The organism is Pantoea piersonii (assembly GCF_003612015.1).
GTDB lineage: Bacteria > Pseudomonadota > Gammaproteobacteria > Enterobacterales > Enterobacteriaceae > Pantoea > Pantoea piersonii.
This window is the reverse complement of sequence record NZ_RARB01000001.1, coordinates 842072-854839: the sequence shown is the minus strand read 5'-3', so window position 1 is coordinate 854839 and position 12768 is coordinate 842072. Positions and strand designations below refer to the sequence as shown.

14 protein-coding genes are annotated in these 12768 nt (G+C 58.6%); 5 read left to right on the top strand and 9 right to left on the bottom strand.

Features of this window, described 5'->3' with window-relative positions:
- The first annotated feature begins 11 nt into the window (after nt 1–11).
- The gene (locus tag D7S44_RS04105; RefSeq protein WP_120452287.1) at nt 12–1457 is read left to right on the top strand and encodes a serine/threonine protein kinase; all 1446 of its coding nucleotides are present in this window, start codon (nt 12–14) and stop codon (nt 1455–1457) included.
- Nucleotides 1458–1494: 37 nt separating this feature from the next.
- On the opposite strand, the gene D7S44_RS04100 is transcribed toward D7S44_RS04105, so the two are convergent.
- Nucleotides 1495–2172, bottom strand: coding sequence for a gamma-glutamylcyclotransferase (locus D7S44_RS04100; protein WP_120452285.1), 678 nt, complete (start codon nt 2170–2172; stop codon nt 1495–1497).
- 190 nt (nt 2173–2362) lie between these two features.
- Nucleotides 2363–2593, bottom strand: a complete 231-nt coding sequence (gene chaB / locus D7S44_RS04095) for a putative cation transport regulator ChaB (protein ID WP_033747642.1) — start codon at nt 2591–2593, stop codon at nt 2363–2365.
- 372 nt (nt 2594–2965) lie between these two features.
- On the opposite strand from chaB, the gene chaA reads away from it, so the two are divergent.
- Entirely contained in the window at nt 2966–4057 is a 1092-nt protein-coding gene (gene chaA / locus D7S44_RS04090; RefSeq protein ID WP_120452283.1) for a sodium-potassium/proton antiporter ChaA, read from the top strand.
- A gap of 83 nt (nt 4058–4140) precedes the next feature.
- On the opposite strand, the gene kdsA is transcribed toward chaA, so the two are convergent.
- Genes kdsA through hemA form a run of 6 tightly spaced genes read right to left on the bottom strand, consistent with a single transcriptional unit; the run spans nt 4141 to nt 9454 of the window.
- On the bottom strand, nt 4141–4995 hold the full coding sequence (kdsA, locus tag D7S44_RS04085) for a 3-deoxy-8-phosphooctulonate synthase (protein ID WP_096073022.1): 855 nt from the start codon (nt 4993–4995) through the stop codon (nt 4141–4143).
- 26 nt (nt 4996–5021) lie between these two features.
- Nucleotides 5022–5831, bottom strand: a complete 810-nt coding sequence (sirB1, locus tag D7S44_RS04080; RefSeq protein WP_120452281.1) for an invasion regulator SirB1 — start codon at nt 5829–5831, stop codon at nt 5022–5024.
- The gene (locus tag D7S44_RS04075) at nt 5828–6226 is read right to left on the bottom strand and encodes a SirB2 family protein (RefSeq protein ID WP_120452279.1); all 399 of its coding nucleotides are present in this window, start codon (nt 6224–6226) and stop codon (nt 5828–5830) included. The genes sirB1 and D7S44_RS04075 overlap by 4 nt, the downstream gene beginning before the upstream one ends.
- A gap of 12 nt (nt 6227–6238) precedes the next feature.
- Entirely contained in the window at nt 6239–7072 is an 834-nt protein-coding gene (gene prmC, locus D7S44_RS04070) for a peptide chain release factor N(5)-glutamine methyltransferase (protein ID WP_120452277.1), read from the bottom strand.
- Nucleotides 7072–8154, bottom strand: coding sequence for a peptide chain release factor 1 (gene prfA / locus D7S44_RS04065; protein WP_120452275.1), 1083 nt, complete (start codon nt 8152–8154; stop codon nt 7072–7074). The genes prmC and prfA overlap by 1 nt, the downstream gene beginning before the upstream one ends.
- A 43-nt stretch (nt 8155–8197) precedes the next feature.
- Entirely contained in the window at nt 8198–9454 is a 1257-nt protein-coding gene (gene hemA, locus D7S44_RS04060; protein ID WP_120452273.1) for a glutamyl-tRNA reductase, read from the bottom strand.
- Between the two features lie 216 nt (nt 9455–9670).
- Here hemA and lolB point away from each other — a divergent pair, with 216 nt between their 5' ends.
- The 3 genes from lolB (at nt 9671) to prs (ending at nt 12233) form a co-directional block, all read left to right on the top strand.
- Nucleotides 9671–10294, top strand: coding sequence for a lipoprotein insertase outer membrane protein LolB (gene lolB, locus D7S44_RS04055; RefSeq protein ID WP_120452271.1), 624 nt, complete (start codon nt 9671–9673; stop codon nt 10292–10294).
- Nucleotides 10291–11148, top strand: a complete 858-nt coding sequence (gene ispE / locus D7S44_RS04050) for a 4-(cytidine 5'-diphospho)-2-C-methyl-D-erythritol kinase (RefSeq protein ID WP_120452269.1) — start codon at nt 10291–10293, stop codon at nt 11146–11148. The genes lolB and ispE overlap by 4 nt, the downstream gene beginning before the upstream one ends.
- Nucleotides 11149–11285: 137 nt before the next feature.
- A complete protein-coding gene (prs, locus tag D7S44_RS04045; protein ID WP_006118899.1) occupies nt 11286–12233 on the top strand; it encodes a ribose-phosphate diphosphokinase in 948 nt (315 codons plus the stop codon).
- Nucleotides 12234–12294: 61 nt separating this feature from the next.
- Here prs and ychH read toward each other — a convergent pair whose 3' ends face one another.
- Nucleotides 12295–12564, bottom strand: coding sequence for a stress-induced protein YchH (ychH, locus tag D7S44_RS04040; RefSeq protein ID WP_120452267.1), 270 nt, complete (start codon nt 12562–12564; stop codon nt 12295–12297).
- Nucleotides 12565–12768: the final 204 nt, after the last annotated feature.

Sequence of the window (12768 nt, the reverse complement as noted above, 5' to 3'; positions counted from 1 at the left end):
GAGAGTTCACTATGTCGGCAAATGATAATCAGAAAGCGGTGCCCAACGCGCTCCCTGCGGGCTACCGTTTTAACGAGTTTGAAATCAAGGAAGTGATTGGCGGCGGCGGTTTTGGCATCGTTTACCGCGCGTGGGATCATCAGCTCGAACGCACCATCGCTATTAAAGAGTATATGCCGGTATCGCTGGCGGTACGCGCAGAGGATATGTCGCTGGAGCTGCGCGGCGAACGCTATCAGAAGCTGTTTAATGCCGGTCTGACCAGCTTTATTCAGGAGGCGCGTCTGCTGGCGCGCTTCAACCATCCCGGCCTGCTGCACGTGCTGCGCTTCTGGGAACAGAACGGCACCGCCTATATGGGCACGCTCTACTACAGCGGCATGACGCTGAAAGAGTGGCAGCTTACCAGCCCGGATGCGGTGAACGAGGCCTGGATCCGTCGCCTGCTGCCGCCGCTGTTTGGCGCTATCAGTACGATTCATCAGGCGGGCTATCTGCATCGTGATATTTCGCTGGATAATATTCAGATTCAGGAAAACCAGCTGCCGGTTCTGCTCGACTTCGGCTCGGCGCGCAAAGAGATCGGCAATCTGTCAGACGAAACCGAGATTATGCTAAAGCCGGGCTTCGCGCCGATTGAGCAGTACAGCGAAGAGGGGGAAAACGAACAGGGCCCCTGGACCGATATTTACGCGCTCGGCGCGGTGCTGCACAGCCTGATCACCAGCAATCCGCCGCCGGTCAGCGTGGTGCGCTGCATCGAGGATAACTACCAGCCGCTGGTCGAACGTAAGCCAGCTGGCTATTCGCTGCCGCTGCTGCATGCGGTGGACTGCGCGCTGGCGATGAAGCCCGCCGATCGTCCGCAGTCGATTGACGCTTTTGCGGCGCTGATCGACCTGCCCGTCAGCGACGTGGAGGCGGTGGTCAATAGTCTGCAGCCTGCGCCGGAACCGCTGCCTGCGCCAGCCCCTCCGCCCATTGTCGAGGAGGAGGAGATTGTCACGCCTGCGCCGGTGGTGATGGCGGTGAATCACGGCTCGGCCAGCGTAGAGCCGGTGACGCCGCGCAACGTACGCCGTCTGTCGCCGGGTCTGGTGGCGCTGGCGGCGGTCGCGCTGCTGGCGGTGATTGCGGTAACCTGGCTGACCAACAGGCGCGACGCGACGCCGGAAAACGCAGCGCCAGCCGTTGTGACCAACTCTGGCGTGAATAACTCGCCGCCAGCAGCAGCCACGCCCGCCGCGCTGGCGACGGTCTACCTTAAACTGGAACGTGGCGCCAACGTGGTGCTGAACGGTCAGCCAGTCGAGGTGAAAACCAGCAGCAACGGTTTCGCCGCGCTTAATCTGGCGGCTGGTCAGTATCGTATCGAAGTGCACTCAGGAACCAGCATGCGTGCGCAGTCGCTTGTAATTGATAAGCCAGGCACCTGGCTGCTGAATCCCGGGAACTGATGCGCTTTCGCGGCGTGGATTGGCACGCCGCGAGCCTCTATCCCTGCGCGCAGCGTACGCCCGCCTGTAGCGCGCGCACCTGATGCGCCAGACGGCTTAAGCTCTCCTCCTCCATGCCGCGCTTCGCCAGTTCCTGCTCCAGCGAAAAGAGATATTGCGCATTGCTGCCCAGCGGGCCGCTTGCCGCCGCGATCAGCGGCGCGACAGCCTCCGGGCAGGAGTCAGATTCATAGAGTGGATGGCGCGGGTCCATAATAAAGGCCAGCGCGGTCACGCTGCGGCCATCCTCCAGCGTCAGCTCGCACCAGGTCGGCAGATAGCAGCCGGTGATCATCTCGCGCTTCCACAGCAGCTCCAGCTCTTCATGCAGGCGCGTCTCCGGCAGGCGAAACGCCAGCCCGCTGGTTGAACCGCCCTCTTTCAGCGCCAGCATGCGGCCGGGATGGGACGAGGTGCCGCGTCCGGCGATCAGGCGCAGGCAGAAGGCGCGGTGCCAGCCTTCCAGCGTGCCGGATGCGACCTCGTCCGCTTCGAAAATGGGGTTCCACATCAGCGAGCCATAGCCGAAGATCCAGACCGGGCTCTGGTCGGGACGGCAGGCCAGCGTGGCTGCCAGCGACGCTGCGCGCTGCTCGCAGCTCCAGAGCAGCGATTCTTCAATATCGCCGAATGAGGTTTTGCAGTCTGCTTTTAATAAAAATTCTCGGGTTAACAATGCGACCTCCTGACTTCTCTTACATCCTGTCGAACGTGCTCCCTGGTTAAATCGACATACGGGCGACGCGGTGAGCCGCAGCGTTAACTGACATTATGCATTTTCCGCAACGCTTTCAAGGCCAGGAATAAGCAACAAATTTAAAGTAATTTAAGAAAAAGGCCAGTATCACTGGCCTTTTCGTAGAGGGCTACTTTTTCGGGTGCCACTTATCGTCATCGCCCTTTTCGTACTCCTTTTTCACCGCCGACCAGGCGACTTTGTGGGCGACCTCTTCCTGCGACTCATCGCCGCGGCGCTCATCCTTGTCTTTGTACTGATCCCAGGCGCTGTTGAAAGCCTTCTGATAGATCTCCTGCGCGTGCGGCGGCAGTACATGTTTAACGTTGTCCGGCAGCGCTTCACGGTTCTTATACGGCATTGCATCTCCTCCATTCAGGGCCTTATCTAAGCCTGGCGTATGCGTTAAAAATTTCAACCCTGGATTTCATTGCGGTACCACGCATAAGTGGAATAAAGCCGATAAAAATCGTGGTTATCCCGCCCAAAAAACGCAAATAAAGCAGGTGAGTTTGCTTTAATCAAACCATTAACCAAATGAAATTAAATAGATAATTTATCTTTACCGCCTCTTTTACCACAATTGACGATTATTTTACTGAAAGTAAAAAGCGGTAAATTTCCCACATAGCAAACGGCGAAAAGTTACACTCTTTGCCGACATAAAAGTTCTACTCTTTTTGTGAAGCCCCGTTTGGGTTTCGCCGAAGTTTTTCTCTTAAGAGGATGGTGAATGACTACCTATGAAAAAACACGTCACAAAGAGTTCTCGCTGATACTTCCCCTCGCCGCCCTTGGTGTCCTGTTCTTCTTCGGTGGAGCAAACGGCCTGCCCGTGGTTATCGGCATCAACCTGCTGGCGCTGGTCGCGATCCTGAGCAGCGCGTTCAGCGTGGTGCGCCATGCTGACGTGCTGGCGCACCGGCTGGGCGAACCTTACGGCTCGCTGATCCTGAGTCTGTCGGTGGTTATCCTTGAGGTCAGCCTGATCTCCGCGCTGATGGCGACCGGCGACGCCGCGCCAGCCCTGATGCGCGACACGCTCTACTCCATCATTATGATCGTCACCGGCGGGCTGGTCGGGTTCTCGCTGCTGCTGGGCGGGCGTAAGTTCGCCACCCAGTATGTGAATCTCGCCGGGGTAAAGCAGTATCTGATCGCCATCTTTCCGCTGGCGATTCTGGTGCTGGTGTTTCCCAACGCGCTGCCGGGCGGCAACTTCACCACCACCCAGGCGCTGCTGATTGCGGCGATTTCGGCGGCGATGTATGGCGTGTTTCTACTGATCCAGACGCGCACGCATCAGAGCCTGTTTGTCTACGAGCATGAGGACGACAGTGACGATGGCGACCCCCATCACGGCAAGCCTTCTGCGCACAGCAGCATCTGGCACACCGCCTGGCTGATTGTGCATCTGATTGCGGTTATCAGCGTGACCAAGATGAACGCCACTACGCTGGAGCAACTGCTGTCGGAGTTTAATGCGCCTGCGCAGTTCACCGGCTTCCTGGTCGCGCTGCTGATCCTGTCGCCGGAAGGACTGGGGGCGCTGAAGGCGGTGCTGATGAATCAGGTACAACGCGCCATGAATCTCTTCTTCGGCTCCGTACTGGCGACGATTTCTCTGACCGTGCCGGCGGTAACGATTATCGCCACGCTGACCGGCCAGCAGCTGGTGTTTGGCCTTGAGCCGCCGCAGATGGTCATGATGTCAGCGGTGCTGATCCTGTGCCAGATCTCTTTTTCTACTGGACGCACCAATGTGCTGAACGGCGCCGCGCACCTGGCCTTATTTGCGGGCTATCTTCTCACCATCATGCTTTAACAACCCGCCGCGCCCGGGCAGAAAAGCGACGAAAAAAAAGAGCGATCTCTCGCTCTTTTTTATTTCGCTCAGTGAAGCGCGACTTATTTGCTGGTATCCAGCTCCGGGAAGCTCTTCACCAGATCGTCAATCGCCTTCATCTGCACCAGGAACGGCTCAAGCTTATCCAGCGGCAGCGCGGACGGGCCGTCGCATTTCGCGTGATCCGGATCCGGATGCGCTTCGATAAACAGACCGGCAATGCCGACCGCCATACCGGCACGTGCCAGCTCGCCCACCTGAGCGCGACGGCCGCCAGAGGCAGCGCCGAACGGATCGCGCGTCTGCAGCGCATGGGTCACGTCGAAAATCACCGGGCTGTTATTGGTGACTTTTTTCATCACGTTGAAGCCGAGCATGTCGACGACCAGATTGTCATAGCCGAAGTTGCTGCCGCGATCGCACAGAATAACTTTATCGTTGCCGCCTTCCGCGAACTTATCCACGATATTGCCCATCTGACCCGGGCTGACGAACTGCGGCTTCTTCACGTTGATGACCGCGCCGGTTTTCGCCATCGCTTCAACCAGGTCGGTCTGACGCGCCAGAAACGCCGGCAGCTGGATCACATCTACCACGTCGGCCACCGGCTGCGCCTGCGCCGCCTCGTGCACGTCGGTAATGATCTTCACGCCGAACGCCTGCTTCAGCTCCTGGAAAATCTTCATGCCCTCTTCGAGGCCTGGACCGCGATAGGATTTGATGGAAGAGCGGTTTGCCTTGTCAAAAGAGGCCTTGAACACGTACGGAATGCCGAGCTTGTCGGTGACCTTAACGTAGTGTTCGCAAATACGCATGGCGAGATCGCGTGATTCCAGCACGTTCATGCCGCCAAACAGCACAAATGGCAGATCGTTAGCGACCTTGATATCACCAATAGTGACGACTTTCTGAGTCATGCCCTTTCCTTAACTGTGTGGTGCGCTTAGTGCAGCGTCACCTGTTTCTGTTCAATTGCGTGAATTTGCACTTTGATCATTTCGCTGACCGGGTCTTCAGGACAGTGCTCAACGAAATAAGTTAAATCGTTTAACGCAATATGCTCGCACTCCAGCTGAGCATAGATCAAACCGCGATCGCGAATTTCATAGGGATCGTCCGGGTCGATCTGCAACAGCACCTGACTCACGCCCAGCGCCAGCTCCATCTGCTTCTCCTCCATCAGCGCCGCTTTCATGGTGTCGAGCATTTTGCGCATGACGCTAATGGTCTTCGCCTCTTCCAGATCGTCGTCGTAGAGCTTCGCCGTGGGGCTGATATTGCCTTTCAGCCAGACTTCCAGCGTATGGGTATCCAGCGTCTCGCCGTTGAAGGGGTTGATCAGCCACATATCGCCGTCGATCCAGTCAGCGCGCAAAATCAGCTGAGTGGGGAAAATAACCGGCATCAGCGGAATCTCCAGCGCCTGCGCGATATGCAGCAGGATCACACCCAGCGAGACCGCCGTTCCCTGGCGCGTCTTCAGCACTTTATCCAGCCACAGCGCGTCGGAAAGGTTATAAATGCCGCTGGCGCCGCCGAAGCCCCACTGACGATAGAAAAGCTCCAGCAGCTTCTCCAGCTGCATATCGGCGTCCTGTTCGCCGCTCACATAGCGGCGGGCTTCCGTCACCAGCGCGGCCAGCTGCTCCTGCACGGAGGAGGCGGGAAAATCGGCGCGAATCGCTCGGGTCGCGCCAATCACCGCTTCACACAGCGGCGTCTGGCTAAAATCTAATTGTTCTGCGGAGGTCATACTATCCCCAATAATGGCATTTTGGTCACCGCCAGCTTAATCACTGTCACCAGCGCGACCAGCGCGACCAGGAAAGCGATCCAGCGCGTGCGGCTGGTGCGCGGGCGACGGCTCAATGCCACGGAACCTAAGGCGATGTAGATAATAACGCCTAAAAGCTTCTCCGTCAGCCAGCTTCCTTGCGGCGAGAAGGGGTAAAAGTGCGTAATGACCACCAGCAGCACGCCGGTAAGCAGTAAAAAGGTATCGTTAACGTGTGGCGTAATGCGCACCCAGCGGCGCTGCAGCAGCGCTGAACCGCTGCGCAGCCAGTAAAAACGCACGATAAAAAGCGCGATGCTGATAAATACCGTCAGCAGATGCAGTTGTTTAATAAGAGGATAGTAAGCGGCCATGGTACGTCCTTTTTAAAATGGAATGTGACCGAGCGTGACGCGCGGATTGCCGCCGTAGTCATTCACGGTCGCGACCTGAAGAAAACCTTGCTGCTGCATTAGCGCGCGCACCGCCGCATCCTGCTGCCAGCCATGTTCCAGCAGCAGCCAGCCGCCAGGCACAAGCCACTGCGGCGCCTGAGCGATCAGCAGGCGCAGATCCGCCAGCCCGGCCTCATCGGCCACCAGCGCGCTGCGCGGTTCAAAACGCACATCGCCCTGTGACAGATGGTGATCGCACGCGTCGATATAGGGAGGATTGCTGACGATAAGGTCAAACCGCGCGGCGGGCAGCGCGTCGAACCAGTGGCTCAGCGCGAATTCGGCGTTGGCTATCGCCAGCCGCTCGGCGTTGCTTTGCGCCAGCGTTACGGCCGCCTCAATGCGATCGACGCCCAGCACCTGACAGTCGGGACGCTCGCTCGCCAGCGCCAGCGCGATTGCGCCGGTACCGGTGCCGAGGTCGAGGATGCGCGACGGCGCGGCAGGCAGACGCGCCAGCGCCTGTTCCACCAGCACTTCGGTATCGGGACGCGGGATTAGCGTTGCGTCGGAGACGCGCAGCGGCAGCGACCAGAACTCGCGCTCGCCAATCAGATGTGCCACCGGCTCACCCTGAACGCGACGCGCCAGCAGCGCGTTGAGGCGCGCCAGCTGCTCAGGCAGCAGCGCGGTCTCATCAAACGCCACCAGCCAGCTGCGCGACTTACCGGTGACGAAACCGAGCAGGATCTCCGCGTCGCGCTTCGGGCTGTCGCCGCCCTGCAGAGCGGCGACAGCCTGTTTCATCCAGCTTTTAAAATCCATTACTCCTGACCAGCCAGCGCGGCCAGCTGATCGGCCTGATGCTCCTGCACGATCGGCTCAATCAGGTTGTCCAGCTTGCCTTCCATGGTCTCGTCGAGGCGGTAAATGGTCAGGTTGATGCGGTGATCGGTGACGCGCCCCTGCGGGAAGTTGTAGGTGCGGATACGATCGGAACGGTCGCCGCTGCCCAGCAGGTTGCGGCGCGTGCTCGCCTCCGCTTCGTGGCGTTTCGCCATCTCCGCGGCGTGAATGCGCGCGCCCAGCACCGCCAGCGCTTTGGCTTTGTTTTTGTGCTGCGAACGCTCGTCCTGACACTCCACCACGATGCCGGTCGGCAAGTGGGTGATACGGATAGCGGAGTCGGTGGTGTTAACGTGCTGTCCGCCCGCGCCCGATGAGCGGAAGGTATCGATTTTCAGATCGGACGGATTGATATCCGGCAGCTCCGCTTCCGGCACCTCCGGCATCACCGCAACGGTGCAGGCTGAGGTATGGATACGTCCCTGGGATTCCGTTTCCGGCACGCGCTGCACGCGGTGGCCGCCCGATTCGAACTTCAGACGACCATAGGCGCCTTCGCCGGTCACGCGCGCAATCACCTCTTTATAGCCGCCGTGCTCGCCTTCGTTGGCGCTGACGATCTCCACGCGCCAGCGGCGGGCTTCGGCGTAGCGGCTGTACATGCGGAACAGATCGCCGGCAAAGATCGCCGCCTCGTCACCGCCAGTGCCGGCGCGCACTTCGATAAAGCAGGCGCGCTCGTCATCAGGATCTTTCGGCAGCAGCAGGACCTGCAGCTGCTGCTCCAGCCGCTCGCTCTCTTCGCGCGCCTGCTGCAGCTCCTCCTGCGCCATATCGCGCATTTCCGCATCGTCCAGCATCATCTGGGCGGTTTCGATATCTTCCTGCGTCTGCTGCCACGCGCGGAAACATTGGGTAACGTCGGTTAGCTGGGCATATTCACGCGAAAGCGCGCGGAAGCGGTCCTGATCGGCGATTACGCTGGCATCGCCCAGCATTGCTTCCACTTCTTCGTGGCGCTCCTGCAGCGCTTCCAGTTTGGCAACAATAGAGGTTTTCATGTCGTGATGGGATTCTCGTCACAGAGGGCAACAGCCCAGGAGTCTACTCGAGACCGAGGCTGTCGCGAAGCAATTGCAGGCGTTCAGTGTCGCCGTCGCGGGCGGCCTGCTGCAGAGATTTGGTTGGTGCGTGAATTAAACGGTTGGTCAGCTTATGCGCCAGCTCCTGCAGCACTTTCTGCGGATCTGCGCCCTGCTGCAGCGCAGCCAGCGCGCGAGATTCAAGATCGGCGCGCACGCTGTCCGCCTGAGAGCGGTATTCGCGAATCGTCTCTACCGCGCTCTGGGCGCGCAGCCAAGACATAAATTCGCCGCTCTCCTGCACCACAATGCTTTCGGCCTGCACGGCGGCGGCTTTGCGCTGCGCCATATTTTGCTCGATGATCGCCTGCAGATCGTCAACGCTGTAGAGATAGGCGTTAGGCAGCTTGCCCACTTCCGGCTCGACGTCGCGCGGCACGGCGATATCAACCAGCAGCATCGGTTTGTTGCGGCGCGCTTTCAGCGCACGCTCCATCATCCCTTTGCCGATAATCGGCAGCGGGCTGGCGGTGGAGGAGATAACGATATCGGCGTCGACCAGGCGCGCGTCGATCTCGGCCAGGTCGATCACTTCTGCGCCTACCTCTTCCGCCAGTCGCTCGGCGCGCTCGCGCGTGCGGTTGGCGATTATCAGCTTCTGCACTTTATGCTCGCGCAGATGGCGCGCCACCAACTCGATGGTTTCACCTGCGCCAACCAGCAGCACATTCACCGTCGACAGGGATTCGAAGATCTGGCGCGCCAGCGTACAGGCGGCGAAAGCGACCGACACCGCGCTGGCGCCGATTTCCGTCTCGGTGCGCACCCGTTTGGCGACCGAGAAGGTTTTCTGAAACATGCGCTCCAGTTCGCTGCTCAGCGCATGGCCGCGCTGCGAATCGGCGAAGGCTTTTTTCACCTGCCCGAGGATTTGCGGTTCGCCCAGCACCAGCGAGTCAAGGCCACTCGCTACGCGCATTAAATGGCTTACCGCCGCATTGTCCTGATGCCAGTAAAGACTTTGACGCACGTCCTCTTCATTGAGATGGTGATAATCACACAGCCAGCGCACCAGGCGCTCCTGCAGATCCGCCTGCTGTTCTACGCTAAGGTAGAGTTCGGTGCGGTTGCAGGTAGAGAGAACGACGCCGCTCTGCACCATTGGCTGGGACAGCAGGCTGTCGAGCGCCTGTTCCAGCACGTCCGGCCCGAACGCAACGCGTTCGCGCAGCGCGACAGGTGCAGTTTTATGATTGATTCCGAGAGCGAGCAGCGTCATGGCGATAAAAGTTGGGTTGTCCCAATAATGTCAGGGTTTTGTGAGGCGCATTCTACAAGATGCGGCAGATCATGAAAAGCCATACAAAGGCTATGACTGTAATAAGATTAAACTGATCGTGCGCAATTTTCCTCTAATCAGCATTGACGGTTTATAAGCGGATCGCTAGCGTTATCTGTTACGAATTAAAAACGTGTCCGAGGAGATGACCACGTGATGACCTTTTCACCACGCACTATGTTGCGCCTTTTGCCGCTGGCGAGCGCCCTGCTCACCGCCTGCGCCGTCCATCAACCGCAGGGGCCAGGTCCGAGCACAACCGCGCCGCAGTGGCAGCAACATCAGCAGGAAGTGGCGAAAGTCACGCACTATCAGACGCGCGGCGCCTTCGCCTATCTTTCTGACAAGCAGAAAGTCTACGCGCGCTTTAACTGGCAGCAGACCGCTCCGGACCGCTATCGCCTGCTGCTGACCAATCCGCTCGGCAGCACCGAACTGCAGCTCGACGCCCAGGGCAACACCGTGCAGCTGGTGGACAACAAAGGCAAGCGCTATGTCAGCAACGACGCGGAGAAGATGATCGCCCAGCTCACCGGTATGGATATTCCGCTTGCCAACCTGCGCCAGTGGATGATGGGCCTGCCCGGCGACGCCAGCGACTATCAGCTAAACAGCAGCTACCAGCTGAAGAGCCTGAACTACAGCAGCAATGGCCAGAAGTGGCAGGTTACCATTCAGGATTACGACAGCAAAACGACCCCGGCGCTGCCGGCGAACCTGGAGCTGCGCGAAGGCGACCAGCGCATCAAGCTGCGTATGGATAGCTGGACCCTGCAATGATCACCTCCTGGCCCGCTCCGGCAAAGCTTAACCTGTTTCTCTATATCACTGGCCGTCGCGCGGACGGCTACCACAATCTGCAAACCCTGTTTCAGTTTCTCGACTACGGCGATACGCTGCATATCACGCCCGACAGCAGCGGCCGTGTGACGCTGACCACGCCGGTTGAGGGCGTCGCCCATGACGACAACCTTATCATTCGTGCAGCAACGGCGCTGCGTCAGGCGGCGCAGGCCGGGAACAGACTGCCTGCCGACGCCGGCGCGCAGATAGCCATTGAAAAACGCCTGCCGATGGGCGGCGGACTGGGCGGCGGCTCGTCCAATGCCGCGACGGTGCTGGTGGCGCTTAATTATCTGTGGGGCATCGGCCTCTCTTTTGAGGCACTGGCGGCGCTTGGGGTTCAGCTCGGCGCAGACGTACCGGTGTTTGTCAGAGGTTTCGCCGCCTTTGCGCAGGGCGTCGGCGAACAGCTGCAGCCCGCCGATCCGGCGGAGAAATGGTATCTGGTGGCGCATCCGGGCGTGAGCATTCCGACGCCGCTGGTATTTAACGATCCGCAGCTTACGCGGGACACGCCAGTGCGTTCGCTGGCGGCGCTTTTATCGACGCCCTTCCACAATGATTGTGAGGCAGTAGTAAGAAAACGTTTTCGCGAGGTTGATGAGCTTGTTTCCTGGCTGCTAGAATACGCGCCGTCGCGCCTGACTGGCACTGGCGCCTGCGTGTTTGCCGAATTTGACACGGAGTCAGCCGCTCGTCAGGTGCTGGAACTCGCCCCGAAATGGGTATGCGGATTTGTTGCGCGAGGCGTTAACGTCTCGCCTCTGCATCGCACCCTTTCCGGGCTGTAAGCGCATGTGTGACAGTGTCACCCTGTTCCAGACGCTGCACTCTGTGCATTAACACACCCGTATGAACATGCGCTGCGGTATGCGCCGGTTACCGTAACGCCGTTCATTCTCTGGACGCAAAGCCTGAGGTTCTTCTCGTGCCTGATATGAAGCTATTTGCTGGTAACGCCACCCCGGAACTAGCACAACGTATTGCCAACCGCCTTTACACTAGCCTCGGAGACGCCGCAGTGGGCCGTTTCAGCGATGGCGAAGTGAGTGTACAAATTAATGAAAATGTACGCGGTGGTGATATTTTCATCATCCAGTCCACCTGTGCTCCCACCAATGATAATCTGATGGAACTGGTTGTGATGGTCGACGCGCTGCGTCGAGCTTCTGCTGGTCGTATTACCGCGGTTATTCCCTACTTCGGCTATGCCCGTCAGGACCGCCGCGTGCGTTCCGCGCGCGTGCCAATCACCGCTAAAGTGGTCGCGGATTTCCTTTCCAGCGTTGGCGTCGATCGCGTTCTGACGGTCGATCTTCACGCCGAGCAAATCCAGGGCTTCTTTGACGTCCCGGTTGATAACGTTTTCGGCAGCCCTATTCTGCTGGAAGACATGCTGCAAATTGGTCTGGAAAACCCGATTGTGGTTTCTCCGGACATCGGCGGCGTCGTACGTGCCCGTGCGATCGCTAAACTCCTCAACGATACCGATATGGCTATCATCGATAAACGTCGTCCGCGCGCTAACGTTTCTCAGGTGATGCACATCATCGGCGACGTGGCAGGCCGCGACTGCGTGCTGGTCGACGATATGATCGACACCGGCGGCACGCTGTGCAAAGCGGCGGAAGCGTTGAAAGAGCGCGGCGCGAAACGCGTTTTCGCCTACGCAACGCACCCCATCTTCTCCGGCAACGCGGTTGAGAACCTGCGTAAATCGGTCATCGACCAGGTTATCGTCTGCGACACCATCCCGCTTTCTGAAGAGATGAAGTCGCTGCCGAACGTGCGTACCCTGACCCTTTCCGGCATGCTGGCTGAAGCGATCCGTCGTATCAGCAACGAAGAGTCTATCTCGGCGATGTTCGAGCATTAATTCTTTGCTAAATAAAAAACCGGGCCATGCGCCCGGTTTTTTTATGTGCGAATCAGGCTGTTTAATGATGCGGCGTGCGGCGACAGCGCTCGTCATAGTGACGGTGCCAGAAGTAGCGATCTTCGATTTTTTCCCGTCCGCTGACGCGCGCGCCTGCCAGCCATAACAGCGCACCGATAAAGATGCCCAGAATAGCGGCCTGTGCCAGCAGAGCGGGCATCTGGATGCTCGGCAACTGATTAAGCACAGAGAAAAAGATACTGGAGACCATCACGATCAACCCAACAATCATCATGACGTTTCCTGCTTTCCGACAATGTTGATGTTTCATAACTCACCTCTGTCCATATGAACAAGCAATTAAAACCGCACGTAATGTTAACCTGACATAAGTTTAGGCAATGACTGGCCCTGGATTTGCGTCCAGGATCACACAACGTTCACAAACATTGACGCAGCTTTACGCGCAGCAGCTTGATTTCAAAATAAATTAGTTAATCACGCTGCGTAACCAACTCTCCCGACGAAGTTTGTT